The 26433-nt window shown below is 52.8% G+C and carries 24 protein-coding genes; 14 read left to right on the top strand and 10 right to left on the bottom strand.

Annotated elements, in window-relative coordinates; genetic code table 11:
* The first annotated feature begins 8 nt into the window (after window positions 1-8).
* Both gntR and MOY_RS14230 read left to right on the top strand, forming a co-directional pair.
* Window positions 9-1004 (top strand): gluconate operon transcriptional repressor GntR, encoded by a 996-nt coding sequence (gene gntR, locus MOY_RS14235; RefSeq protein WP_009101037.1) that lies wholly within the window; start codon window positions 9-11, stop codon window positions 1002-1004.
* Window positions 1005-1083: 79 nt separating this feature from the next.
* Window positions 1084-1932 carry an MOSC domain-containing protein gene (locus MOY_RS14230; protein ID WP_009101036.1) on the top strand — a complete coding sequence of 283 codons (849 nt, stop codon included), beginning with the start codon at window positions 1084-1086 and terminating at the stop codon, window positions 1930-1932.
* Here MOY_RS14230 and MOY_RS14225 read toward each other — a convergent pair.
* Complete coding sequence (locus MOY_RS14225) at window positions 1886-2791, bottom strand: DMT family transporter (protein WP_009101035.1); 906 nt, start codon at window positions 2789-2791, stop codon at window positions 1886-1888. The two genes, MOY_RS14230 and MOY_RS14225, sit on opposite strands and share 47 nt — an antisense overlap.
* Window positions 2792-3030: 239 nt before the next feature.
* Between MOY_RS14225 and MOY_RS14220 the strand changes: the two genes are divergently transcribed.
* The 3 genes from MOY_RS14220 (at window position 3031) to MOY_RS14210 (ending at window position 5202) form a co-directional block, all read left to right on the top strand.
* Window positions 3031-3819: a MotA/TolQ/ExbB proton channel family protein gene (locus MOY_RS14220; protein WP_009101034.1), complete on the top strand. Its 789-nt coding sequence runs from the start codon at window positions 3031-3033 to the stop codon at window positions 3817-3819.
* A 3-nt stretch (window positions 3820-3822) separates the two neighbouring features.
* Window positions 3823-4668, top strand: a complete 846-nt coding sequence (locus tag MOY_RS14215) for a flagellar motor protein MotB (protein WP_050949581.1) — start codon at window positions 3823-3825, stop codon at window positions 4666-4668.
* 108 nt (window positions 4669-4776) lie between these two features.
* Window positions 4777-5202 carry an OsmC family protein gene (locus MOY_RS14210; protein WP_009101032.1) on the top strand — a complete coding sequence of 142 codons (426 nt, stop codon included), beginning with the start codon at window positions 4777-4779 and terminating at the stop codon, window positions 5200-5202.
* A 140-nt stretch (window positions 5203-5342) separates the two neighbouring features.
* On the opposite strand, the gene MOY_RS14205 is transcribed toward MOY_RS14210, so the two are convergent.
* Entirely contained in the window at window positions 5343-5771 is a 429-nt protein-coding gene (locus MOY_RS14205) for a PRC-barrel domain-containing protein (protein WP_009101031.1), read from the bottom strand.
* 630 nt (window positions 5772-6401) lie between these two features.
* Between MOY_RS14205 and MOY_RS14200 the strand changes: the two genes are divergently transcribed.
* Window positions 6402-7370 (top strand): L,D-transpeptidase family protein, encoded by a 969-nt coding sequence (locus tag MOY_RS14200; RefSeq protein WP_035540821.1) that lies wholly within the window; start codon window positions 6402-6404, stop codon window positions 7368-7370.
* A gap of 1 nt (window position 7371) precedes the next feature.
* Here the strand turns inward: MOY_RS14200 and MOY_RS14195 are convergent, their stop codons facing one another.
* From MOY_RS14195 to MOY_RS14180, 4 genes are read right to left on the bottom strand one after another with little or no spacing between them, the layout of a single operon-like run.
* On the bottom strand, window positions 7372-8049 hold the full coding sequence (locus tag MOY_RS14195) for a response regulator transcription factor (protein WP_009101028.1): 678 nt from the start codon (window positions 8047-8049) through the stop codon (window positions 7372-7374).
* 43 nt (window positions 8050-8092) lie between these two features.
* Window positions 8093-9646 (bottom strand): PAS domain-containing sensor histidine kinase, encoded by a 1554-nt coding sequence (locus tag MOY_RS14190; protein ID WP_009101025.1) that lies wholly within the window; start codon window positions 9644-9646, stop codon window positions 8093-8095.
* Window positions 9647-9649: 3 nt separating this feature from the next.
* Complete coding sequence (locus tag MOY_RS14185; protein ID WP_009101023.1) at window positions 9650-10318, bottom strand: 2OG-Fe(II) oxygenase; 669 nt, start codon at window positions 10316-10318, stop codon at window positions 9650-9652.
* The gene (locus MOY_RS14180; RefSeq protein WP_193391966.1) at window positions 10315-10974 is read right to left on the bottom strand and encodes a CoA pyrophosphatase; all 660 of its coding nucleotides are present in this window, start codon (window positions 10972-10974) and stop codon (window positions 10315-10317) included. The genes MOY_RS14185 and MOY_RS14180 overlap by 4 nt, the downstream gene beginning before the upstream one ends.
* Window positions 10975-11066: 92 nt before the next feature.
* Here MOY_RS14180 and MOY_RS14175 point away from each other — a divergent pair, with 92 nt between their 5' ends.
* Window positions 11067-11714 (top strand): NUDIX hydrolase, encoded by a 648-nt coding sequence (locus MOY_RS14175; protein ID WP_009101019.1) that lies wholly within the window; start codon window positions 11067-11069, stop codon window positions 11712-11714.
* 5 nt (window positions 11715-11719) lie between these two features.
* Here the strand turns inward: MOY_RS14175 and MOY_RS14170 are convergent, their stop codons facing one another.
* Window positions 11720-12031 carry an NIF3 1 gene (locus MOY_RS14170; RefSeq protein ID WP_009101017.1) on the bottom strand — a complete coding sequence of 104 codons (312 nt, stop codon included), beginning with the start codon at window positions 12029-12031 and terminating at the stop codon, window positions 11720-11722.
* A 285-nt stretch (window positions 12032-12316) separates the two neighbouring features.
* Here MOY_RS14170 and MOY_RS14165 point away from each other — a divergent pair, with 285 nt between their 5' ends.
* From MOY_RS14165 to MOY_RS14150, 4 genes are all read left to right on the top strand, one after another.
* Complete coding sequence (locus MOY_RS14165) at window positions 12317-13777, top strand: TolC family outer membrane protein (protein ID WP_009101015.1); 1461 nt, start codon at window positions 12317-12319, stop codon at window positions 13775-13777.
* Between the two features lie 136 nt (window positions 13778-13913).
* Complete coding sequence (locus MOY_RS14160; RefSeq protein WP_035540807.1) at window positions 13914-15188, top strand: efflux RND transporter periplasmic adaptor subunit; 1275 nt, start codon at window positions 13914-13916, stop codon at window positions 15186-15188.
* Window positions 15188-18373, top strand: coding sequence for an efflux RND transporter permease subunit (locus tag MOY_RS14155; protein WP_009101012.1), 3186 nt, complete (start codon window positions 15188-15190; stop codon window positions 18371-18373). Before MOY_RS14160 ends, MOY_RS14155 begins: the two co-directional genes overlap by 1 nt.
* A gap of 202 nt (window positions 18374-18575) precedes the next feature.
* Window positions 18576-19256 carry a hypothetical protein gene (locus MOY_RS14150; RefSeq protein WP_009101011.1) on the top strand — a complete coding sequence of 227 codons (681 nt, stop codon included), beginning with the start codon at window positions 18576-18578 and terminating at the stop codon, window positions 19254-19256.
* 10 nt (window positions 19257-19266) lie between these two features.
* Here MOY_RS14150 and MOY_RS14145 read toward each other — a convergent pair whose 3' ends face one another.
* Complete coding sequence (locus MOY_RS14145; RefSeq protein ID WP_009101009.1) at window positions 19267-20193, bottom strand: alpha/beta fold hydrolase; 927 nt, start codon at window positions 20191-20193, stop codon at window positions 19267-19269.
* Window positions 20194-20260: 67 nt separating this feature from the next.
* Window positions 20261-20872 carry a TetR family transcriptional regulator gene (locus MOY_RS14140; protein WP_009101008.1) on the bottom strand — a complete coding sequence of 204 codons (612 nt, stop codon included), beginning with the start codon at window positions 20870-20872 and terminating at the stop codon, window positions 20261-20263.
* 235 nt (window positions 20873-21107) lie between these two features.
* Between MOY_RS14140 and MOY_RS14135 the strand changes: the two genes are divergently transcribed.
* On the top strand, window positions 21108-22139 hold the full coding sequence (locus MOY_RS14135) for a succinylglutamate desuccinylase/aspartoacylase family protein (RefSeq protein ID WP_009101006.1): 1032 nt from the start codon (window positions 21108-21110) through the stop codon (window positions 22137-22139).
* A gap of 163 nt (window positions 22140-22302) precedes the next feature.
* On the top strand, window positions 22303-23751 hold the full coding sequence (locus tag MOY_RS14130; protein WP_009101004.1) for a catalase: 1449 nt from the start codon (window positions 22303-22305) through the stop codon (window positions 23749-23751).
* A gap of 48 nt (window positions 23752-23799) precedes the next feature.
* Here MOY_RS14130 and dusA read toward each other — a convergent pair whose 3' ends face one another.
* Window positions 23800-24831 carry a tRNA dihydrouridine(20/20a) synthase DusA gene (gene dusA, locus MOY_RS14125; protein WP_009101002.1) on the bottom strand — a complete coding sequence of 344 codons (1032 nt, stop codon included), beginning with the start codon at window positions 24829-24831 and terminating at the stop codon, window positions 23800-23802.
* A 1504-nt stretch (window positions 24832-26335) separates the two neighbouring features.
* Between dusA and MOY_RS14120 the strand changes: the two genes are divergently transcribed.
* Window positions 26336-26433, top strand: a 98-nt coding sequence (locus MOY_RS14120) for an IS3 family transposase (protein ID WP_009097852.1), incomplete at its 3' end; no start/stop codon positions are given.

Raw genomic sequence — 26433 nt, 5'->3', positions numbered from 1 at the left:
GGTGTCATTTGAAGAAAAAACGCCCGACATTACAAGATATTGCTGATCGCGTTGACGCGACAAAAATGACCGTCAGTCGCTGCTTGCGGGACCCTGATACGGTATCAGAAGGGCTTCGCGAACGTATTTTTAGCGTTGCTGAACAGATTGGCTATATTCCCAATCGGGCACCAGACCTGCTTTCTCGGGCTACCAGCCACTCTATCGGCGTGTTGGTACCATCGCTTACCAACCAGGTATTTGCTGATGTCATTGTCGGTATCGAAGCGTACACCGAGCCTGCTGGTTATCACTTGATGCTCTCTCACTACGGTTACAGCCCTGAGCTTGAAGAGCGCAGTTTGGCCTCGCTGCTCTCTTATAATGTGGATGGCGTCATCTTGTCTGACCGCGATCACACGCCGCGTAGCCTGCGGATGTTGGAGACAGCCGGTATTCCTATTGTGGAAATTATGGATACCCGTCGCCCGCCACTGCATCAGGCGGTGGGCTACGATAACGTGCAGGCCGCTTACGATATGGTCAGTGAGATGATTCACCGTGGCAGGCGTCAGGTGATTTATCTGGCTGTGCGTCTGGATGAGCGGACACGCCAGCGCGAGCAAGGCTATCGCCAAGCTATGGAAGAGCAGGGGTTAACACCGGTAACGCTGCAAAGCAGCCAACGCTCTTCCTATAGTGTAGGGGCAGCATTGATGCAGGAAATTCAACGCAATTACCCCAATACCGATGGTGTTTTCTGCACAAACGACGACGTGGCGGTGGGGGCTTACTTCGAATGTTTACGCCATGGCGTCAAGGTGCCTCAACAGATGGCGATTGCTGGGTTTCATGGTCACGATGTTGGCCAAGCGATGACGCCGCGCCTTGCCAGCGTCATTACGCCTCGGCAAGCCATTGGTGAAGCCGCCGCGAAAACGCTGTTGTCGCGCATTCGCGGCGAATCACTTGAGCACCACGTGATGGATTTGGGGTATCGGATTGAAGTGGGTAACACGCTTTAGTCTCAGGGTCGCTAGCGGCGAGCTGGCAACCTCGATAGGCTCTTAATTAAAGAGCTGCCATATCGAGTGCGAGATTGTCATGAAAATTACCCAACTCAGCGTCTATCCGGTTAAATCGCTTAAGGGGATCGACGTTACTCAAAGTGATATTTATGCCCATGGCTTGGCTTGGGATCGGCGTTGGATGCTAGTGGATGCCCAGCAGCGTTTTGTTACCCAGCGCCAGTTACCTGCGCTTGCCACCATTTCGGTCGCGCTCACGTCTGAAGCGCTGGTGCTCTCCCATCCCAGTGTGGACCCAATTGCCATTTCCCTATCAGACCCAAAGGGTAATCTTCGATTAGTTAAGGTATGGGAAGATCACTGTAAAGCGCTGCCTGAAGGTGACGAGGTGTCCTGTTGGCTTGAGTCAGCTTTGGGCGAGCAGGCACGAGGAATCAGTATGGTGCGATTTGCAGCTGAGTTTACGCGTGCGGTTGAGGCGGATTTTTTAGCAGGCGGAGAAGCCCACACCTATTTTGCTGATGGTTACCCCTTTCTTATAACCACTACCGCTTCTTTAGACGCGCTAAATCAAGCGCTCATTGCCGGGGGGCAGGCCCCCATACCGATGAACCGCTTTCGTCCCAATATCGTTATTGAGTGTGCAGATGCTTGGGCTGAAGACCAGTGGGCAACGCTGTCTGCAGAGCAGGGCGGTTATGAGCTGACGTTACGCAAACCTTGCCAACGCTGTAAAATCACCACCGTTGACCAGCAAACGGCGGCGATACCTGAACCGGGCGAACCATTAAGAACCTTGCTTGCGTTAAACACGCAGCCTCACCTTAAGGGCGCATATTTTGGCCAGAATGCTACCTTAACCGCTGGACAAGGTAGCGTCATTTGTGTCGGGGATGAGGTGGTGCCAACGCACCGCGATGCTTAAACCGTAATAACCGGGTGGCAATCGCTGTGCCCAGTAAGGTAATTACCATACCCACCACTACCTGAAGGCTTAGCGTTTCATCCAATAGTAAATAGCCCCACATTAGCGCGCTGACCGGTACTAAAAAAGTGACGGTTGATGTGGCCGTAGCGCCTGCGCTGGCGAGTAAACCAAAATACAGTAGGAATGCCAGCGTAGTACTGAGGGCCGCTAACGCCAGCGCATTGCCCCACGCAAGGGGGCTCACTGGCTCGCTTGGCCATAGCAGCAGGCCGGGTATTAGCAGAACTAAGGCAGACATCGCACTGCTGCCCGCTGCAAGTACGCGACTGGGCAGATGCCCCAGGCGGGTCTTTGAATAGTTACTGGCAATGCCGTAACAAAAAGTCGCCCCTAACACCGCGACAATAAACCAGCCATCGCCACCCAGTGCAAAATCTAGTCGGTTAGCGGAAAGTACATACACCCCCAGCAGGGCCAGGGCTAACCCAACGTATTGCTGGCGCTGCACGGGGGTTGCAAAAAAAGCGGCACCTAACAGCGCGGTAAAAATCGGAGTCGTGGCGTTAAGAAGAGAGGTGAAGCCTGCTTCAAGGCGTGTGGTCGCTAGGGCCAGCAGTGAAAAAGGCAGCACATGGTTGATAATACCCAGCAGCAGTAGCGGTCCCTTATGCTGCCAAATCAGCCGCAGGTACTTCAGGCTCATTAGCAGCGGCACTAGCAACAGCGCCCCAACCCCCATACGCAGCAACACAAGCGGCACTGGCCCAAATTCTGGCACTGCTACCCGCATAAAAATAAACGAAAGCCCCCACAAAGAAGAGAGCAGCAGCAGGCGCATCGCATCAGCCGTTGACATGGCGTGTCCTTACGTCGATGACATTATTTATAGTGATTGTTATGGTACTCAAAAGTGTAGAGACAAAGTATCTGAAAGCGAACAGATCGCGCGTCTTATCAACAGTTTTCTTAGATTGACATCGTGTAATAATGTCAACCTGTGTATCGTTACTGTTTTAGCGTTGACCGTCATGTAACTAGTCTCTACTGTCTCGTTAAACAGTGCTTACGCATTTTTTACAATTTTGAGGAAAGGCCGTGGATCTCGCAACGCTGATTGGTTTGGTGGGGGCAGCTGTTCTGGTGGGTGCCGCTGTAATACTAGGCACGTCACCCGAAGTGTTTATGAACCCGACCGGGCTGCTGCTAGTTGTCGGAGGAAGCTTATTTGTCGTACTGGCAAAATTTAGTATCACGCAATTTAAATTTGCATTTAAAGCGGCGGCGAGGGCTTTTAAATTCCAGTTGCCTAATGTTCAGGAGAGCATTGAAGAGCTAGTAGAGTTGTCTAAGGTTGCTCGCCGAGAAGGCATGATTGCCCTAGAAAACAAAGAAGTAAATTCACCCTTTCTTGCAAAGGGTTTGCAAATGCTGGCGGATGGTTATAGCGCTGAGCTGATTAAAGAGATGATGGAAAAAGAGCGCCTATTGAGCCTGGAGCGTAACGAGGCAGGCGGACGCGTTTTTTCTGCGTTAGGCGAAGTATCGCCAGCGATGGGGATGATTGGCACGTTAGTCGGGCTAGTACAGATGTTGGCAAATATGGGAGACCCCTCCCTGATTGGCCCTGCAATGGCGGTTGCCCTACTGACCACGCTCTATGGGGCGATGATTGGCACCATGATTGCTAACCCTATTGCTGATAAGCTGTGGGTGAGAATGCAGCAAGAAGCTAAGATGCAGCAACTATGGATTGATGCGCTGCTGGCAATCAAAAGTGACAAAAACCCGCGCGTATTAGAGCAAATGTTAACAATTTACGTACCCCCTGAGCGCCGTGGTGCATCAAATGATGACGAAAAAAGCCCTGTAGGCGAGCGGACGTAAGCGATGGCTAAGAAGACTAACATACCAGCATGGATGGTGACCTATGCGGACTTAATGACACTGCTGCTGTGCTTTTTTGTACTTTTATTGTCGTTTGCAGAGATTGACGCTGAAAAATTTCGCCGAGTGGCAGATGAGCTGTCAAAAGCGTTTGGCGTACAGCGTGATGTAGAAGCCATGCAAATACCCATGGGAACCAGTGCGGTATTACAAAATTTCTCCCCCGCTACGCCAGACCGCACCTTTGTTGACGAGGTTCGTCAACGCACAACGCTTCAGCAGCCTCAACTAGAAACGATGCGTAGCCTTTTGGAGTCACAGAGACAGCAGCGCACCTTGCAAGTAGCAAGCGCACTTGAGGAGCTATTAAAAAAGTCGTCGCTAGAAGGCGTGACAGAAATTGAGGTTGATCAGTTCCGTGTGGTGATACGAGTGGCGGAGCAGGGCACGTTTGGTTCAGGTAATGCTGATGTAACGCCTGATTTTGTTAATTTACTTGTTGAATTAGCGTCTGTGCTAGCTACCGTAGACGGCACGGTGTCTGTTCACGGCCATACGGATAACGTGCCCATCCGCACCTCCCGTTTCCGCAGCAATTGGGATCTTTCCGCTATGCGTGCCGCGTCGGTGGCCAATGTTCTTGTTGCCACAGAAGAATTATTGCCTGAGCAACTGGTGATTCAAGGCTTTGCGGATACGAGACCGTTAGCTTCCAACTTAACCCCTGAAGGGCGAGGGGTAAATCGCCGTGTAGAAATGGTAATAGACCTTAGTGATCCTTTTGAAGAGCGGGGAGAGCGCTCTGTACGTGCATTGCAAAGCAGTATCGAAGAGACGACCGGCAGTTAGTGGGTGAATTCGGCATAGTTGATAGAATCGGCTACGCTGAAGGAGCTAGTGGGCGCAGTGTGTGCCTACTCATGCAATTAGCGAAACACCACAGGAAAGGAGAACAGGATGGATCGTAAAGCTAGTGCACATTGGGAAGGTGGCTTGAAGGATGGTCAAGGCACCGTATCCACCGAAAGTGGCGTTTTGGAAGCCACTAACTACTCTTTTAAAAAGCGCTTTGAAGACGAGCCAGGCACCAATCCAGAAGAGCTGATTGGCGCGGCCCATGCCAGTTGTTTTTCAATGGCGCTTTCTATGATTTTGGGTGAAAAAGGCTACACTGCAGAAGCAATTGATACCAATGCTAGGGTGACGCTTTCTCAAAGCACAGATGGCTTTGATATCTCTAAGATTCACTTGGAGGTAGAAGCTTCCGTTAGTGGTGCTGATGAAGCTGCATTTAAAGAAGCGGCAGAAATGGCTAAAGACAATTGCCCCGTTTCTAAAGTTCTAAATGCAGAAATCACAATGGAAGCCAAGCTTAAAAATTAATTTTCCGTTTTTATAACTTAAGTTATGGCGCCATATTAATTATGTGGCGCCATTTTTATTTTTTTTATCTAATAGAAGTTAATAATAACCATAAAAAAGGCCTTGGCAATTGCCAAGGCCTTTTAGAGGCTAACTAGGTGTTAGTCGTTATCGCGCTCATACTCTTCAGCTTCTTCAAGAGCATCTTGTGAAGCATTTACACGGATGACATATTCTTCATCATCATGATCTTTAGTAAGTTCAAGCGAATCCCAATCGATGGCGATGTCTTTTTCGCCCATACCGAGGAAGCCGCCAACACCCACTACGACTGCTTGAATTTGCCCATCTTCATTAATAATCAGGTCAGAGATGGTGCCGATATCATTGTCATCTTCCACAGTGCTTTTAACATCATTTCCGATTAATGAATCAGCGTGGAAGGTGCCTTCAGGTTGGCTGGTAAGATAGGTGGCTTCCATTGTTGTGGTTGCCATCTCTGTGTGCTCGTTGGCATTTACAGCTGTTGCTGCAAACATAAACGCCGGTACCATCAGAGTGCCTAGAAAAGCGGGTTTGATCATTTTCATTGCTCTTGCTCCTTGCGCTTGCGATAAGACATAACGAGAAGACGTCAATGTCTAAACAAATTAATAACGGTGCTAGTGAGTAGGTATTAGTGTTTCTCCTAAAATACCCATTGCGCAGTCTCTACTGACGCAGACTAGATCGCTATTACTCCTAATAGCCAAGTAGGCTAGTTCGTTAAATCAACGGGTGCAAACTACGGGGGGTAGCGTACCCTGCTCAGCGCTTCACTGCGCTGAGACACTTATTAAGGTAGACGCTGTGCTCACTTTTGCAAAGATAAAATTAATATTTTTTATTATTGCTAACAAGCCCGAATGATTTATAAGCATTTTTGAATGCCCACTGTTAGTAATACTCACGTTAACAAGGAGGAGAGAAACAGAAGAATGAATATAGAAGTGGCGCAGGGCTTAGGTGCGTGGCTCACGAGTGCATGAGCTGATGGATCGCGGTGATAGACAGTAGTGATAGGGCAGTAGTGATAGATAGGAGTGATGAATAGCCGTGATGAGTCGCCATGGGGCATGGCTGCGACAGTGTGCCGAATTGACCTAGCTCAAGCCAATGGGCATATTCATAGCCAAATGGCCCAGTTGGCAATGCCCAGGGCCTATAAAAAAGGAGAATCCATGACGACGATGGCGCGCTATCAGCCCTTGCATTGCATTAAGCAGTTAACGATTACTAGCCTTGCGCTGGGGGCATGGCTGTTAGCAAGCACCGCTGGTGCTAATGAGAAGGAGTCACCGAAGGGCCATTTTGCTTTGCCTGAAGAGGGCAATATGGTCGGAGAGGTGTACACGGTGACGGCTGGTAGTGAGGATACCCTGCTGGATATTGCCCGGTTGCATAATGTGGGCTACGAAGAAATTCGCATGGCCAATCCGGATGTAAGCATCTGGGTGCCCGGTGAAGGTACTGAAGTCACGATACCTGGCCAGTTTATTCTGCCGGATGAGCCGCGTACCGGTATTGTGATTAACGTAGCCGAGTTGCGGCTGTACTATTACCCAGAGGTAAGTAATGGCGAGACATCGCGGGTGGAGACCTATCCTATTGGGATCGGTCGCGATGCATACAATACGCCGTTAGGAATCACTAAAACCACCATGCGCCTTGAGAACCCGGCCTGGTATCCACCGGCCTCAATTCGACGTGAGGCCGCCGAGCGGGGCGATCCGCCGCCAGCGGTTGTGCCGCCAGGCCCAGATAACCCACTTGGCCAATACGCCATTTTGTTAGATATCCCTGGTTACCTCATCCATGGCACTAACCAGCCTGATGGTATTGGCATGCGTGCCAGCCGTGGCTGTATCCGTATGCACTCAGAAGACATTGAGTCGGTGTTCTGGCGTGTGCCCGTGGGCACACAGGTTAATATCATCGATGCACCCGTTAAGGTGGGCTGGGGCGCTGCTGGGGAAGCTTACGTGCAGGCGTTTACCGCCACCGATGAGCAAGCGTTTGGTATGGAAACGTTGCTCAACGTTGTCAGCTTAATTGAAGAGCATAATGGTGATGGTGCGCACGTTATCAACTACGAACAGGTGCGAGAGATATTAGAAAATGCCAATGGCCAGATCGTACCGCTAAGTTAAGTTATTCGTCAGCTGTGAGTGCTGGAACGAGTTCCAGCGCCACCGCCTGACGCACTAATTCTGCCAAGTTAGCGGCACCCATTGCTTTCATGGCGCGAAGCCGATACACCTCAACGGTTTTGCCGCTAATCTGCATGTGTTCAGCAATTTCTTTGCTGGTCATTCCTTCTGCTACATGGGCCACGATACGCTGCTCTTTGGGGCGCAGTGACTGATAGCGTGCCTGTAGTAAACGCTGCTGCTGAAAAACACGACGCTGCGCATAAGCGCTGCCAAGAGCCTGCTGCACAACATCAATCAGCTGCTGATGGTTAAAGGGCTTTTCGATAAAGTCAAAAGCACCATTTTTCAGTGCAGCGACTGCCATGGGTACATCGCCGTGCCCTGTCATCATAATCACCGGCAGGGCGGCGTGATGGTCTACCAGTTGCTGCTGAACCTGAAGACCGCTCATTCCTGGCATCCGTACATCCAGCAGCACAGCGCCGAATTCGCTGTACTCAGCGGCTAAAAACGCCTCGCCGTCGGCAAAGGCATACGTCGCTAACCCCACGGATTCTAATAGCCATACCAGGGAGTCCCGCAGTGCTTGGTCATCATCAACCACGGCGATAACCGTAGAGGGTGAGGTAAGCGGTGGGGGGGGGGATGTGGCCGATCTAGTATCGTGGCGGTGCATGGTTGTTTCCTTAAGCAAACGTAAGTTAAGGTGCAGCTAACGCCTAGCGTTCATTATGAGCTGGGGTTTCGGCGCGTAAGGTAACATCAAAGCATGCGCCGCCAAGCGGTTCTGCCGAACGCAAGGCAAGTGCGCCTCCCATACTCTCCATTAATGATCGGCTAATGGCCAACCCCATTCCTAGCCCCTCATCGCGAGTGGTGAAAAAAGCATCGAAGATCGCGTGGCGATGTTCAGGTGCGATGCCTGACCCTTGATCTTCCACGCTAAGCGTAACCTGACGACTGCCGCTCATATAAGCACGAATAACCACGTGCTCAGCACTATGCTGTTCGCGGCTAGCCGTCAGCGCATTGAGTAGTAAGTTAACAATGACTTGCTCCAGGGCAATGGGGTCAGCGTAAATGCGCGGCAGCTCAGGGGGGAGGCATGGGGACAGCTTTATCGCCCCCTGCTGGTATTGCCAATCACATAGCTGGCAGGCGGCTATTACCACATCCTCGAGGACGATAGGGCGAACGCGATGGCTGCGCTTACGCACAAAACTGCGCATGTGACGAAGCCGCTGTGCGAGACGCTGCACCTGCTCATCAATACGCGACAACGGGAGCAGTAATTCTTTAGCAGGCAGTTCAGGGGTTTGCTGGGACTTAAAAAGCGCTCCGCTAGTGTAATTAGCAATGGCGCCAAGGGGCTGGTTTATTTCGTGGGCAATGTTGGAGGCCAGCTCTCCAGCCGCTGCTAAACGGTTAGCGTGAGCAATTTGCTCCTGATGGCGCCGGGCTTGGGCTTCGGCGGCCTTGCGAACGCTAATGTCGCGGTTGATAAGCGCAAAGTGCCCGGGTTCTGCTCCTCGGCTACGGTGGGCAAGCACCACGCTTAATACGGGAACAGAGTTGCTTGCACCCCGCATTTCCAGTTCGCCGCTCCAAGAGCCGTAGCGTTCCACTGCGGGGAAAACGACCTCTTTAAGTAACGCAAGAGAGTCCGCCTGATAAAGCTGCTGGAGTGCGACCTGCATAGCGTCTTTAGGTAGCCTAAAACAGCGGCGGGCGGCTTCATTGGCACCAAAGATGTGCTGATTGGGGCCTAAAAACAGCACGTAGTCGGTGGTGGATTCTACCACCTGGGCTAAGCGTTCCCGCGTGGCCTCAGCATGAATTCGTCGTCCAACATCCCGTGATACACATAAAATATCGATCAATTCACCCGTAACGCTATCGCGGCGGGTGCGGCTGGTGGTTTCAAACCAGACGTAGTGGCCCGCCTTGGCGCGAAACCGGTACGTCTGCTGATAAAAACCGTCGTGGTAGTACACCTGGGGAGATTTGCTAAGCAGGTCGTCTAAATCGGCAGGGTGGAAAAGTTGGTATGCAGAAACGCCGATAAGCTCGTCGGGCTCATAACCTAATAAATCCCGCGCCGCTTGGGAAGCGTATAGGAACGTGCCATCACGGGCATGGCGAGAGATCAGATCGGTGGTGCTCTCTGCTAGCCACTGGTAGTGGCACTTCTCCTCTTCCAACGCCGCATTGCGTGCTTCTAGTGCTGCAATTTTACTGTGCAGCGCGGCCTCGTCTTTATTAGTCTGGTGCATTATTTAATGTGCCGGGTCAAGCACGCCACCCAGCGAGGCGTTACGCCTGAACCAGCCCGCGATGCTGGCACGGGGTTGCTGGGTGGGCAGCACTTCATGGGGTATAGATTCGGATAAAAAGCAGGCGAAGGTACCCGCCTCAGGTACCACGCGCGCCACCTCTTGAGTGGGATCGTCAGGGTGATAAATGACCATTTCACCGCCGCCATCGCTGGGCCAGTCAGGGTTTAAGTAGCCGACGGTAGAAATGATACGGTTAGCGCGTCCCTTAAAACTATCCAAATGGCGCTGATAAAATGCGCCAGGCGGATAGTGGGCAAAGTGCGCTTCATACTCAAATAAGCCGAGAAACAGCGCCTGATTGAGCGACTGCTGCAGCTCTCCCATGGCGTTAAGGTAGAGGCGCTGAGCTTCACTTTCACGATCCAGCCAATGAATGGCATCGCCCCGGACATCTTTACGAAGGTGGTGGTGCTGGCCACGACCAATGCCTGCTTCATTAAGCGCATCGTGCTCGGCCATGTGCAGCAGCTCGCGATACAAGGCTTGGCAAAGCGCTGAGTCAATGACCTTAGTACCGACGTACCAGCCTTGTTCGACCAGTGCTTCGACTAAGGCATTGTGTGCCGCAGGTGCAAAAACGGGCGGGGTTTGCAGGTCAGATGCGATCATTTTGGGTTTCTCATGCCAGGGTGGCGGGCTGACGTGTGCGGGCGGCTTCTTCTTTCAGGAAAGTGTCGTAACGCGCCGACGGGGCGCTGGTGGAGGTTAATGGGCATACCAAACCCCTCGGCCAATAGCTCCACCAGCATCATCGCTGAAAGCCCCCAAATCACATGACCATCAACATGGTAGCTGGGCACATAGTGGGTAATGCCATCTACCGTAATGACGTCGGTATGGGTACGCTTATCATCTAGAAAGTGGCTTAGCGGTACTTCAAAAATAGCGTCTAGCTCGGACGGGTCAGCCACCAAGGGCAAGTCCGGTGGAATAATGCCCACCCAGGGCGTCACGCGAATGCCGTGGAGCGAAATAACGTCTGATAGGCGCCCCAGGGGTTGCACCAGCCCTGGCGCTAACGCAATCTCTTCCATGGCCTCCCGTAGGGCAGTGGCGTAAAGGTCGGTATCGCCCGCTTCGCGTTTGCCACCCGGAAATGCCACTTGGCCGCTGTGGGTGTTTAGGTGGCTTGCCCGGCGGGTAAAGAGTAGCGTTGGGGCTGGACGCTCAACAATAGGCAGTAATACAGCCGCCTCTGGTAGCTTAACGTGGTCTAACCGTTGAGGCGTGTGCTGTTGCAGCTGTTTGCGTAGAGTCTCTAACATAGGGGTTCCATTTGCTTTGTTCCCTTTTACCCAGCCGCGGTGATCAACGTCAAGCATGTTGACGCCTATTCCCACAGCCCAGAGAAAACGCGATGAACTTTTGTAGTCAGTGTGGAGAAAAAGTCCGTTTTGCTGTTCCCGAAGGAGACGACCGCTCTCGTTACCTATGCGATGCTTGCGGCACCATCCACTACCAAAATCCGCGCATTGTGGCGGGTACGCTGCCCATCAGTGGCTCAAAAGTGCTGCTGTGTAAACGAGCGATAGCCCCGCGCAAAGGGTACTGGACATTACCGGCTGGCTACATGGAGAACGCTGAAACCACCCAGCAGGCCGCTATGCGGGAAACCTGGGAAGAAGCCTTCGCTGAGGTTGACCTAGGCGAGCTATACACGCTCATCGACCTGCCGCATATCAATCAAGTGTATATGATTTTTCTCGCCGACTTGCTAGGGGGCTTCAGTGCAGGCCCGGAGAGCTTGGAAGTAGCCCTATTTGAAGAGCATGAAATCCCGTGGGACGCGCTGGCATTTCCCACCATAGAGCGTACATTGCAGCACTACTATGCAGATCGCAAAAGCGTGGCAGATCGCAAAAGCGTGGCAGATCGCAAAAGCGTGGCAGATCGTAAAAACGCGGCTGACCATACAGCCGGTGTAGCCCGTCAACGCGCCGACTATCCGCTGCATAGTAGTACGATTATGCCTGAAGACCGCGAGCGCTATTTCGGCAGCGCCTAAGCGCTTTAAAAATCGGCAAGTTGCCAAACGTCATAGGCCACTTCTTCATAAGGATGAGCGAGCTTTAGTGCAGTAATGGCCGCTTTAATCAGCTCATCCTCGCACACCAGCTCGATTTTATACTCTTCCACGGTTTCAAGCGCCCCTACCTGCCCCATATGCGGGTTTGCGCCTTTCAGCGGGCGGAACTGCCCAGTGCCCCGGGTTTGAAAGCAGCAGGCTTCATAATCGCCTATCCGGCCTGCGCCGGTTTCAAACACGGCTTCTTTCACATTTTCGGCATTTTCAACGGGAACAAAAAACGCAAGCTTGTACATACCCATACGCCTCTTAGTTGTTTGAATCAACGTGCCCAAAAGCAGTATCAATGATAGGCGCTTAGCGGCCAAGACGTTGGTAGATTTCGTTAGCCGAAACCTAAAAGGGTGCCTGCTCAAGATGCTTTGGGCTAAGGTAAGGGAGTGCAGGCTTGACAAGTTGTTTGTCCATACAATTGGACGAAGTACAAGTCTGGCATACATACATGAATGTAACTATAATGCCACTCCTTCTGAATGGCATACGTGTTGCGCCATCCTACGCTGACACCTAGAGGCAACCCCATGCGACTGGCACACTGGGCAGTCAATGCCCCTTTTCGTCCCCTGCTGTTAGCAGTGCTTACGTCTTCCTTGATGCTGCCTGCTCACGCAGCAGACCTAGTGACTATTACGCGTGATGCGCTCAACAATAATGCGACATTGGCTTCGGCACGCGCTGATTTTTCCAGTGTGGAAGCGTCACGAGATGTGGTGCGCGGTGGTTTACTGCCGCAGGTAAATGCCTCAGGTAACGTGGTCCATAACCGCCAGTATGAAAGCCAAAACTCGGCAAGAGCCGGTGCTGTTACTGATCCAACCACCCCAGGTGCAGGCGTCAGCGATGACAACTTCAATACGGCATCGCTTTCGCTAGAAGCTTCACAGGCACTGTTTAATGCGGTCACCCGTCATGAAGTAAGCCAAGCTGAGCGTCAAATCGACCAGCAGGTGTACTTGTTGGCGGCCACCGAGCAACAATTGTTGATTGATGTGGCGGGTGCCTACTTTGACATTCTGCGTGCTCATGAGGTTTTAGAGGCGCGCTTGGCGCAGGAACGTGCGATTGGCCGCCAGTTAGAGCAGGCCAGCGAGCAGTTTGAGGTAGGGCTGATTGCAATTACTGAAGTGGAAGAAGCGCGGGCAAGTTTTGACCAGTCCCGGGCCGACCGTATTGCCGCTGAGAGTAATCTGCAGGTGGCATTTGAAGTGCTTGAACAGCTCACTGGACGCCGCTATGCCAATATCGATGCGTTAGGTGATATGCCCGTGGTCTTGCCCTCCCCAAGCAGCCGCGATTACTGGGTGGAGCAAGCTATTGAGCGTAATCCGCAAGTATTGGCCCAGCGGGCAGGTATCGAGCTTTCTAGAGTTGGCGTAGAGATTGCTCGGGCAGGCCGTCTTCCCAGCGTTCAGGCGTTTGCGAACTATCGGTATGCTGAAAGTGATAGCGACCTTGCCAGTGGTCATGACTCATCCAGCCAATTGGGGGTCTCGGCTAACTTGCCTATTTATACGGGCGGCAGCACGAGCGCCAGTATTCGCCAGGGCACCTTCCAGCTTGAGCGCAGCCAGTACGACTTTGAGTCTCAGCGCCGCGCTACGATTCAGCAGGTACGCTCGCTGTATACCCAAGTCAGCAATAACGTCGAGACGGTGGAGGCACGCCAGCAGGCGATTGTTTCTACCCGCAGCGCATTAGAAGCCACCCGGGCGGGCTACGAAGTCGGCACGCGTAACATCGTCGACGTGTTAAACGCCGAACAAAATCTCTATAACGCCATCGCCAACTTTGCAGAGGCCCGCTACGACTACGTGGTGAACCTCCTTTCTCTACGACAGCAGGCAGGGTTGCTAGATGTTGCCGCGATTGAAGAGGTAAATGCCTGGCTGACCGGTGATCCCGTGAGTTTTACCCTTCCTGAAAGCGGTGACGCTTACCAGGGTGCGCTGGATATTGGCGCTCCGCCCACGCCCGACGCCTAGCGACAGCAATGCCCGCAATGATTACCACGCTTGTGATACCCACTTAGTATTAGAAGTATCTACTTAGCGCCAGATTGAATGAGCGCTGTGTTGCTATCCGTCAATGTTCAAAAAAAGATGAATGGGAATTCGACGTATGAAGAAAATGATTCACTCAGGTAGAGCGAGTCTAGTGACGCTGATAGCTGCACTGGCGCTGGCAGCCTGCGGGCAAGAGCAGCCGCAACAGCAGCAGGCGCAGCAGGAAGCGCCTGCTCATGCGGTGGAAGTCGCCGAAGTAGCTCGGCAGGATATACCGCTGAATAAGTCTTACCCGTCACTGCTGCGTAGCGATAGTGAAGTAACGCTCGTCGCGCGGGTAAGCGGCTTTCTGGAAGAGCGCCATTTTGAGCCTGGGCAGTTAGTCGAGCAGGGCGATCGGCTCTATACCATCGAGCCGGACCTTTATCAGGCTACGGTTAATCAGCGCGATGCTGACCTACAGAGCGCCCGCGCTGAGCTAGCCCGCGCCCAGCGCGATGCCCAGCGTTTTGAACAGCTATTGAGCCAAAACTCAGTGAGCCGCCAGCAGTATGATCAAGCCTTAGCGGATCAACGGGTTGCCCAGGCGCGGGTTGCTCAAGCGGAAGCCGCACTCACCAGCGCCAATCTTGATTTAGGCTATGCCAACGTCACCGCCCCGGTATCGGGAATGATCAGCTTAAGCCAAATCAACGTCGGCAACCTAGTGAACCCCGGAACAGAGCTTGCCACCATCACGCCGCTAGACCCCCTTGAAGTGCGTTTCCAACTGCCCCAGCGAGATGCATTTGAACTACGCCGACAGCTTGGAGAGGAGAGTGAGGCTTCTGATATCACCGCCCGCCTGACAGTGCCTGGGCTAAGCGGTGGCAGTGGTTCTGAGCTTGAAGGGCAATTGAACTACCTTGGCTCACGGGTAGATGGTGGCACCAGTACGGTTCAGGCCTCGGCTAGCTTTGCTAACCCTGACGGTGCCGTTCTGCCTGGGCAGTTTGTGCGAGTACGCCTTGAAGGTCTAAAGCGCTTTAACGTGATTGCTGTGCCGGAAATTGCCGTGACCCAGGGGCTGATGGGGCCGCGTGTGTTTGTGCTGGATGAAGAGAGCAAAGCCCGTGAGCGTACCGTTCAGCTCGGCGACGTAGCAGGCCCTTGGCAGATAATTGTAGATGGCCTTGAAGAGGGTGAGCGCGTCATTGTTGGTGATACCGCCGGGGTGGAGCCGGGCCGGAAGATTGAACCTAAGCGTTTTGAAGACAACGCGGGAGAGTTGGTTGAGCGCGCTGAAGAAGTCGAAGCTGAGGAGCAGCAAGCACAGGCTGAAGCAGCTGAAGAGATGGCCGAAGGTGCTGGGGATATGCCAGCAGACGAAGGGGAAGAGGGCGCGCAATAATGAATTTTTCCAACTTCTTTATCAGTCGTCCGATTTTCGCCACGGTGCTGGCGATTATCCTGACGCTGGTAGGCTCCCTGGCGATGCGAATACTGCCCATTGAGCAGTATCCCAGCGTTGTGCCGCCTACGGTCTCAGTGCAAGCCCAGTTCCCTGGGGCGGATGCTGAAACGGTGGCGCAAACAGTGGCAGCGCCCCTTGCTGAGGCCATTAACGGCGTTGAGGACATGCTCTACATGACCTCTAACAGCGCCGACAACGGCATTATGAGCTTGAGCGTGGCGTTTAATATCGGTACCGATGGTGATATCAACACCATCAACGTGAACAACCGGGTGCAGGGCGCGCTCTCACAGCTGCCCGAAGCCGTGCAGTCCCAGGGGGTAAGGGTTGAATTGCGCTCTGATTCGATTCTGATGCTGGTGGCGCTGACCTCGCCGAACGGTGATTACAACAATGTTTACATGCAGAACTACGCCACCCTTAATATTCTTGACGAACTGCGCCAAGTACCCGGTGTGGGTAACGCTGAGGTGTTGGGCGGCGGCGAGTTCGCCATGCGTATTTGGATGGACCCAGATAAGCTGGCCCAGTACGACTTAACCCCCAGCGAAGTAGCAACCGCCATACGGGCGCAAAACACCGAAATCCCTGCGGGTAACTTAGCGGCAACGCCACAAAGTGAACCGCGTGCTTATACTTATACGATTACTGCTGGTGGGCGTTTATCAGATACAGATGATTTTCGTAACATTTATCTGCGCACCAATCCAGATGGCTCTTCATTGCGCTTGGAAGACGTTGCGCGTATTGAGCTAGGGGCTTCGTTTTACGGGGTAAACGCGCGCTTAAATGGTGCGACGATGACACCTATCATCATCAACCAGCAGCCGGGGGCTAATGCCCTTTCAACGGCTGAAGCGGTGCGCGACACGATGGAAGAGCTGGCGGTTCGCTTTCCGCCGGGGCTTGAGTATGTGACACCCTACGATACAACGCTGTTCATCGATGCATCGGTGGAAACGGTACTCAAAACCTTTATCGAAGCTTTTCTGATCGTTATTGTCATCCTGTTTATTTTTCTACAGAACTGGCGCTTTACCGTTATCGCTATGTCGGTGGTGCCGGTATCGGTTATTGGTACCTTTGCGGGCTTCTACCTGTTTGATTTCTCGATCAACTTACTGACGCTATTTGCGTTAGTGCTGTCGATCGGGATAGTGGTGGATGATGCCATTCTTGTGGTAGAGAACGTTGAGCGGGTGCTTAGCGAAGAGGAAGACATTAGCGTTCGCGATGCCACTATTCGTGCCATGAAAGAAGTAGGCGGCCCCGTCATTGCCACCTCCCTGATTATGGCTGCCGTCTTTGTGCCGGTAGCTTTCATGGGTGGTTTTACCGGGCAAATTTATCAGCAGTTTGCGATTACCGTGACGATATCGGTGGCGCTCTCGGCATTAATGGCCTTGACCTTCACGCCAGCGCTTTCCGCCATTTTCATTAAGCACAACCTGCATAAAACCAAACAGACTGCATTTAGGCGCGCGATCACCACACCGCTACGCCTGTTCGATCGCCTGTTTGCAGGCATCACAGCCGTGTATATGTGGGGTGTGAAAAAGTTGGTGCGCTTCTGGGTGCTGGCGCTGGCCCTCACAGTGGCTACTAGCGTGGGTTCCTATTGGCTATATGCTAATACGCCCTCTACGCTGGTGCCCGAAACCGACCAGGGTATTGTGCTGGTAAGCGTGTCGCTACCGGATGCAGCGTCGCTTGACCGTACCCAAAACTATATGGCCAAGCTGAGCGCGGCCATTGAAGATATCCCCGGCGTGGAGTACTCCTCAGCGGTAGCGGGGTATGACATTCTCTCCAGTGCGGTGAATACAGCACGCGGCATTATGTTTATTAATATGCATCCCTGGGCGGAGCGCGATTTAACCGCTGATGAGTTGGTAGGCCGCATTATGCAGTTAGGCGCCAGTATCGATGGTGGCTCTGCGATGGCGTTTAACGTACCGCCGATTATGGGGCTTTCAACCACCGGTGGTTTTACCGGCTTTTTGCAATCGTTTGATGGCGCTTCGCCGCGAGAGTTGTATGAAGCCTCGCTGCAAATTATGGGGGCCGCGAATCAGCATCCGGCGTTGAACCGAGTATTCTCAACGTTCAACGTCAATGTGCCCTCCTTCCGGGCTGAAATTGATCAGCAGAAGGCGCTCAGCTATGGCGTAGCGTTAGAGAACATTTCCTCAGCGCTCTCAAATACCTTTGGCAACGGCTTTGTTAACTTCTTTAGCTACCAAAACCGTAACTTCCAGGTCTATCTACAGAACGAAGATGAGTTCCGTAAGACTCCTGAAGATATTAATAGCGTGTTTGTACGGGGCGGTAATGGCGAACGTATCCCGCTTTCCGAGTTTGTTACTCTTGAACGCCAGGTGGGCCCTTCTGTGGTTTCCCGGTTCGGCGTTTATACGGGTGCACAGTTCCAAGGTGGCCCTGCCGAAGGGTATAGCTCGGCACAGGCCATTGAGGCTATGGAAGCCTTGGTGTTAGACACCCTTGGCCCTAATTGGGGTATGGGTTGGACGGGCACGGCCTATCAGGAAGCAAACTTGGGTAATACCGCAACCCTAGCGATTGTGTTTGGTATCTTAATGGTCTTCTTGATTCTAGCGGCTCAGTACGAAAGCTGGTCGCTGCCTTTAGCGGTACTGACCGCCACCCCGTTTGCTTTCTTAGGCGGTATTGGGGGGATTGTGCTGCGAGGCTTGGATACCAGTGTCTACGTGCAGATCGGTATGCTGGTGGTCGTGGGGTTGGCGGCCAAGAACGCTATTTTGATTGTCGAGTTTGCCGAACTGCAGCGTAAAGAGCAGGGTAAGACGATCCGTGAAGCCGCTATTACGGCTGCTGAATTGCGCTTTCGGCCGATTGTCATGACATCACTGGCGTTTATCTTTGGTACGTTGCCCTTGGCATTAGCCTCAGGTGCTAGCGACGTGAGTAGCCACCATATCGGCACAACCGTGGCGATGGGGATGGCCTCGGTGGCAGTGCTGGGTAGCCTGTTCATTCCTAGCTTCTACGCGATGATTGCGACGGTATCTGACTGGCTCTACCGCAAACGACACCCTAATCAAACGGCCAGTTCCCCCGCACTAGAGCACGACCAGCACTAGCGTAACAGGGGGGTACTAAGCGGGCATCACGGACAACGTGATGCCCGCTTTTTTATGCCTGGCTGATACGCGTCAAGGCTATGCGCTACGCAGAAGCGTAATGTGGACTACGCTAATAGAGACCATCATTTTCAGCTTGTACTAATAAAGATAAAACCAAGCGAAAATATTACTAGCCTGTTGGTCTGGAGGAGGTCACGCTATGCAAACCTTGATTTCTGCCGCTGTGCAATTTCCGACCGCTGTTTTCACGTTCCTACTGGCCCTGATTGTGCTGTATTGGCTACTGGTGCTAGTCAGGGTAGCGCCTCTTGAGCTATTCGAACGAGATAGCCTGCGTGACGACCATACGGCCAGTACGCTTGTTTCACTGGGCTTTGCCGGTGTGCCTGCCACGCTTGCGCTAAGCATTCTAGTGCTCCTGGCGGGGGCTATCTCACTGGCTGTTGAGTTATTGGTGCTGCGTTGGCTACCGCTGGGTATGTTAAGAGTGCCTGTAGGTGTGCTTGTGCTATGGGGGTCGCTAGCCGTTGCCTCGCCCATTGCGGCGGCCATATGCCATGCCCTTCAGCGTGGGCTACATCGCTACCAACCGTTTAAACGGCGCTGCTTATTGGGGGCTACCGTTGTTGTGACAGAGCCTCAGCAGGATGGGTGCGCTACCTCACTGCTCGATGATGAGCCGAATAGTTTTATCAAGCTGCACTGCAAAGCTGGTGATACTCCCCGATTGGGTGAACGCCGGGTATTGGTGAAATACCTAGCCGAAGAGGGCGCGTATCGCAGCGTGCTGGAACAGCAGTATCTAGAGACGCGCGTTTGGTTAAGCAAGCTGCGGCTGCACCATAAACAGCAGCAGCGGTCGAACGGCTATTCCGCCTAGCCATCACTGCCTAGCGGTTAAATAACCGCCGCCACTGTTTGCTTAGCCAAAGGATCAGTGGCTGGGTAGTGGCCACCTCTGCGGGGGCGGTGTAAGTGGGGATAGCGGTGTCGAGAAACTGAAGGATGGGGGCGGCCTGCTCCGGCTGGTTAAGCATGGGGGCGTGGCCGCAATTAGCCACGGTTAACGTTTGCAGCGATGGCTGTGCCTTGGCCATACGTGGCAGCGTTTCGGCATCTAATAAAGTAGATTCGGCGCCGCGAATGACCATCACCGGGCAGCGAATATTTGCCCACTCCTTCCACATGTCCCGAGGGGTGTCGTGGACAAATTGTTCCCCGATGCGCGGGTCAAAATGGTAGGTCCAACTGCCGTCGGGTAAGCGCCGTGCACTATTGAGCGCTAACTCGCGCCACTCCTGTTCATGGGTAAGCCCAAAGCTTGCGTAATGCTGCTTTAACTCTGCGTGTAAGTCGGCAAAATTATTGAAGCGGTGAGCAACGCCAAAATAGCTAGAGAGTGAAATCAAACCCTGCGGGTTAAGCTCAGGACCCACGTCGTTTAGGATCAGCCGCTTTATGCGGTTACTGTGCTGTGGGTCGGCAGCCATTAGCATGCCTAGTAGCCCGCCCATAGAGGTGCCTAACCAGTCTACCTGTTGCAATTTAAAGTGGTCTAAAACGCCAAGTGCAACGGTTATATAGTGGCTATAGAGATAGTCATGGGCGGGGAACAGGGACCAACTGGAAAGTCCTCGACCGGGCGTGTCCGGTGCGATGATGCGCCACTCGCCGCCTAGTTGCTGGGCGAGTGCGGAAAAGTCACCGCCGTGGCGGGCAAGACCATGCCAAGCAATTAACGTGCGCGGGGCATTGGGGTTCCAAATGCGTACGGCGATATCGAGTTCTCGAACGCGTATAAATTCCAGTGCATCCATAAAGCACTCCTAAGCTGTGGGTCTCACCAGTATAGGAGTAGTGCTGCATTGCAGCAAAAGCCTTGTGTTAACGTTTAACTAGGAAAATGAATGTATCTATCATTTTGCCGCTGCGCTCATCAATGGAATAAACACTGGGATTGCGAAGCCAGTCATGGAATAGGCCACCCAACATAGACTGCATCATCTGTGTTGCAACCTCTGGGCTAAGGCCATCACGCAGTAGTTGCTGATGTTGTGCAAGCTTAAATACCGCTAGCATCTCATCAAAACATTCCTTAGCAATTTTATCCTGCATTTCTAAAGGATTAATGTCACTGAAGAATTCGCAGCGATGCATCAAGATAGACAATATCCTTTGATATGAAGGCTGCTCAAGCCTAGCCATACCGGTGTGGCAGGCTCGGCGAATTGATTCTAACGGCGAAATATCAGCGTCGGATATATCCACTTCGTCCATCAATGACTGAAAAGGCATGCGGACACGCTCAACTAACGCTTTAAAGAGGTCCGCCTTATCTTTGAAATGCCAGTAAACTGCTCCACGGGTAAGGCCAGCATGGCGGGCAATCTGCTCTAGTGATGTGCGAGCTACGCCTTTCGCGAAAAACACTTCTTCAGCAGCATCCAGCAGCGCTTCGCGAGTAGCTGCGGCTTCTGCTTTGGTCTTTCTGGCCATGAAAACGTAACCTCACTATCGATGCGGACGCGCGCATTTTATCTGAAAACGGGTGGTTTTACATTCAAAACTGTATGGTTGGTGGGTGAGCGCCTCAGCATGAGTGAGCAAAATCGTTCTTTATAATGAGTGAGCGTATAAGATGCGTGTATGAGCCGAGTGTTAAAGCACCGTTTTAAAACGTATGTCGTTACTCGTAGAGTACCCACTCTACGCCCGTTATAGGAAGAACAGCATGGCACGAGCCCCCATAGAATTAGCTGGACATACCATTCAGCCCGGCCAGCGCTTACAAATTGATATGCCAGTTGCACGTTTATATACCCATACGCCGCTGCATATTCCGCTTGAAGTGGTACATGGCCGCAAGGCGGGGCCGGTGATGCTGGTGTGCGGTGGCATTCACGGCGATGAAATTAATGGTGTCGAGATCGTGCGGCGATTACTGCGCTCAAAAGCAATTAATAGCCTGCGGGGTACGCTGATCGCGGTGCCGGTCGTTAATGTCTTCGGTTTTTTACAACAAACCCGCTACCTGCCTGACCGGCGCGATTTAAATCGCTGCTTTCCGGGCAGCGAAAAAGGCTCGCTCGGCGGCCGCATTGCGGCGCTATTTCGTGAGCAGATAGTCGACCAAGCAACGCATATTATCGACCTGCACACCGGGGCGATTCACCGCACAAATTTACCGCAAATTCGCGCCCAGCTAAGTGCGGGTAGCGAAACAGAGCGCATGGCAGATGCGTTTGGTGCGCCGGTAATTCTCAATGCGGAGCTGCGGGAAGGGAGCCTTCGGCATTACGCGCAGAACCGCGGGATACCGGTACTCACTTACGAAGCGGGTGAGGCGCTGCGCTTTGATGAGTGGGCCATTACGCCAGGTGTGCGGGGCGTTTTACGGGTAATGCGCCGGTTGGACATGCTAGCCGGCGCTCAGCGGCAGCGCTCCTCGGCACCTGCTGAACTGGCTAATGGATCCAGTTGGGCACGGGCACCTATCGACGGCATATTGCGCCCTAAAGTGCGCCTAGGCGCGCGGGTGGCCAAAGGCGAAGTGCTGGGCAAGGTCGCGGACCCTTTCGGTAATGATGAGGATGAGGTGCTCTCTATGGCTGACGGCATTGTGATTGGCATGAGCCGACTGCCGCTGGCCAACGAAGGTGAAGCGCTTTATCACATCGCTCGTTTTGATGAGATTGAGGAGGCAGAAACCGCGATTGAAAGCTTTCAATCTAGCCTTACACCGCCGCCTGATGCGATGTATTAACACTTTTATACACCGTCGAACCCATGCCACGGATGGCGCGATACCGGCTTATTAGCTATACCTATGTGGGTACCGTTTAAGCTTACGTTAACAACGCTGCAATGGGCGGTGCTTTCCAGTGGTACAGGCCGTGCCACGTCGAACGCGACATGGAGGAAGAGTAATGACGAGCAGTAAGTATACAACTAACGAAGCGGGCATCCCGGTTTCCAGCGACGAACACTCCCTTTCTGTGGGTGCCGATGGCCCCATTGTCATGCATGACCACTATCTCATGGAGCAAATGGCGGCGTTTAACCGAGAGATGATTCCCGACCGCCAGCCCCACGCAAAAGGTAGTGGCGCCTTTGGCCATTTTGAAGTTACCCAAGATGTCAGTAAGTACACCAAAGCAAAATTTCTTCAGCCGGGCACTAAGACGGATGTACTGATCCGTTTTTCGACGGTGGCCGGGGAGAGCGGAAGCCCAGATACATGGCGTGACCCACGCGGCTTCTCGATTAAGTTTTACACCGACGAAGGTAATTTCGACATGGTGGGTAACAATACCCCCGTGTTTTTCGTCCGTGACCCTATGAAGTTCCAGCACTTTATTCACTCGCAAAAACGCCGCGCTGACAACGGTTTGCGGGATCACGATATGCAGTGGGATTTTTGGACACTGGCACCAGAGTCAGCCCACCAAGTGGCATGGCTAATGGGAGACCGAGGTGTGCCCGCCACGTGGCGGCATATGAATGGCTACTCCAGCCACACCTATATGTGGGTGAATGATGAAGGTGAACGGTTTTGGGTGAAATACCACTTCAAAACCGATCAAGGCATTAAGTGCATGACCCAGGAGCAAGCCGACCAAATGGCAGGCAGCGATGCCGATTACCATCGCCGTGACTTGTTCGAGGCAATCAAACGGGGTGACTACCCGTCCTGGACGCTGCAAATGCAGATCATGCCGTTTGAAGATGCCAAGACCTACCGCATCAACCCCTTCGACTTAACCAAAGTATGGCCCCATGATGACTACCCGCTGATGGAAGTGGGCAAGTTAACCTTGAACCGTAACCCGACGGACTTTCATAGCGAGATTGAGCAAGCCGCCTTTGAGCCTAACAACTCGGTGCCGGGCACGGGCTTCTCGCCGGATAAAATGCTGCTGGCGCGGGTGATTTCCTATGCGGACGCACACCGTGCTCGCTTGGGGGTAAACTACAAGCATATCCCGGTAAACGCGCCTAAATGCCCGGTACATAGCTACAGCCAGGGTGGCGCGATGCGAATTAAGCACTCTACCGACCCGGTATATACCCCCAACAGTAAAGGCGGCGCCAAGGCAGACCCTGAGCGCTTTCCAGAGGATGCGGTGTGGTCGACCGATGGCCAGCTGGTACGCTCTGCCTACACGCTGCGCCCTGATGACGATGATTGGAGCCAAGCCCACGCGCTTGTTCGCCAAGTGATGGATGACGAGCAGCGTGACCGGTTAGTTTCTAACGTGGTGGGCCACTTGTCTGGCGGCGTCACCGAACCCGTGCTAGAGCGCGCTTTTGAATACTGGCGCAATATTGATCAAGAGGTCGGTGAGCGCATTGAGAAAGGCGTGCGGGGTAGCTAAGCCGATAAGCGATTAACGATTTTACCCCGCTCATAACAGCCCGCTATGTTACAACGTGGCGGGCTGTTCTACTTCTAGCGGCTCGGTGGAGGGCTCACGCACTAAGCTGAGCGCTTCATCGTAAACACGCAAACCCACGCCCTCTTTGTGGGCGTGTTCTGACAAATGACGCCGAAAACGCCTGCCGCCCGAGCAGCCCTGAAATAGCCCCAGCAGGTGGCGGGTGATGTGATTCAACTTGGCCCCCTCATCCAACCGCTGCTGAATATAGGGGCGAAACGCCATGGCCGCCTCTAGGCGTGTTTTTGCTGGCCCAGGTTCGCCAAACAGCTGCGCATCGACACCTGCTAACAGCCACGGGTTTTGATACGCCTCACGGCCCACCATCACGCTATCCACGTGCATGAGCTGCGCCTGGCATTCATCGAGGGTTTTGATACCGCCGTTAATGCCAATATGGAGTTCAGGGTGGTGTTGCTTCAGACGATGAACGCGGGGGTAGTTAAGCGGCGGCACATCACGGTTCTGCTTAGGCGACAAACCCTGTAGCCACGCCTTACGCGCGTGAACGGTAAACACCTCACAGCCTGCATCCGCGACAATATTAATAAAGCGCGCCAAATCCGCATCTTCATCCTGATCATCAATCCCAATACGGCATTTCACCGTGACCGGGATCGACACCGCCGCCTGCATGGCGCGTATAGCCTCCGCTACTTTTTCAGGGTGGCCCATCAAGCAGGCGCCAATCATGTTGTTCTGCACGCGGTCGCTTGGGCAGCCCACGTTCAGGTTAACTTCATCATAGCCCCACGCCTCGGCAATCGCCGCGCACTCCGCAAGCTCCCCCGCATCGCTACCGCCCAGCTGTAAGGCAATAGGGTGCTCAACCTCGCTAAACCCCAAAAAGCGCTCACGGGGCGAGCCATGCAAAATCGCACCGGTCGTCACCATCTCGGTATACAGCAGCGCCCGCTTGGTTAAGGTGCGTGCGAATGCTCTGTAATCGCGGGTTGTCCAATCCATCATCGGGGCCACAGAAAACAGGCGGGCGGCGTTGGCAGGGCTTTCTTTTTTCATATCAATCACTTGCATACTTGGTATGCGGTATAAGTACACAAATCTATTGCCCTCTGATCGCGGCTATTCGCTAAATGAACAGCAGCACCATGGCCTAGCATGGTGGCCTATCAGACGTGGTGGGCGCGTTGGCGGGCAATTGTACGCAAGAAAGGGTAGGCAGCACAAAGTTCGCATTCAGGTGTGGAGGTTATACGTCAAGTCAGTATCGAGAGAGATACTGGAGTAAGTGAGCGTATCGTTGTTGCACCTGTGCAGTTATGGCGACCCAGTGTTAGCGGTACTTGGGTGTGAGTGTGGCGGTTTACACGGTGGGGTGTGAGCAGGCGTAAAAAAGCCCGCCGAGGCGGGCTGGTTTACTTGAATAAAATTTACCTTATAGGAAAATCGGCAAGTAAGGCCATAGCGTAAGCGCAAGATCGATTAGTCTTAATGATAAATCAAAGAGATACAGCACTATTTCGATATGTTTCATAGTTCCCTCCCAGTGTTTGAGCTTTCTTCGCCGCAAACCGGGGAGCTAAGATTTTTCAATTTTGAGTTGAAGAATACACAGAGTGTGTTAATTTTCATGTCAGGTAATGACCTATAGGTTGAAGGCGCGGCAACGCCTAATGCCATGTGAGGGGGCTAGAGTCTATGACTCTGGCCCTTTTTCGCTTTAAGGGCTAATTAGCCCTTGAAACGCATACTATATATAGGCCACATCAAAATCAATTCAAGCATATATGGTATTTTTTATCCACAGGTTATTGACAGCCCACGCCCAAGCCATCGGCCAAAAACCATAAAAGCCACTTACTTGAATTTCCACCGCCTGTGGGTTGTAAGTTTTTGTTTTTATTTAAATAGGAGTGGTCTTGCCCACCTCTTTTCAACAACCTCAGCCTTTATTAAATGTGGTAAACACACAATGCCCTGGATGTGGGGTGAGAAAAGAGTGGTGGTTGCTACAGCTCTGCTAAGAAGGCTGAGGTATTCAACCAAAATTTAGCTACAAAAGTTTTTCGTTTCAAAACTCTATAGCGTTAACGTCTAAAAGAATGCCAGTTTAAAGCCAGCCATTTGACAGGCTTTTGGTTATTAGTTGCCTAGAATACCCACCATCGTTTCCTCAAGCGCCACCGCTATCTCTATTCCATATAACGCTTTGGTATTTGCCACGTCGATATGCTCACTTATCCTCCGCTCGGCTTTAAGGCAGTCCTGCAAATGCTGCTTCACCGCCTGAGCGATGAGTCACAGCTCGATCTTCTTTTGATATCGCCAATAGTGATCAATAGACATTTTCCTAATTTTAATTTGCTTTAGGTGTTTGAGTTTTTCAATCCCTTTTCATATTTGCCACCAGTGCCTCAGTATTTTCTTCCGTATCGTGCCGTTGCACCCACAGCGATGCTGATCACTTCTCCAGTAGCCAGCGCCCAAAATAAATTGACTAATGAATCGCCCCAGGTTTCGTAGACACCTCCAGGCCTTATACTAAAGGTATCTAGGAGGAACCATGAGCTATCCCCGCTACACTGAAGAATTCAAAATCGAAGCCGTCAAGCAGGTGGTAGAGCGCGGCCATCGCGTGGCCGAGGTCGCTGAGCGGCTAGG

The sequence above is a fragment of the Halomonas sp. GFAJ-1 genome, assembly GCF_000236625.2.
GTDB lineage: Bacteria > Pseudomonadota > Gammaproteobacteria > Pseudomonadales > Halomonadaceae > Vreelandella.
Note: the sequence above shows the minus strand (reverse complement) of the source record. Positions and strands in the feature narration are given on the sequence as shown.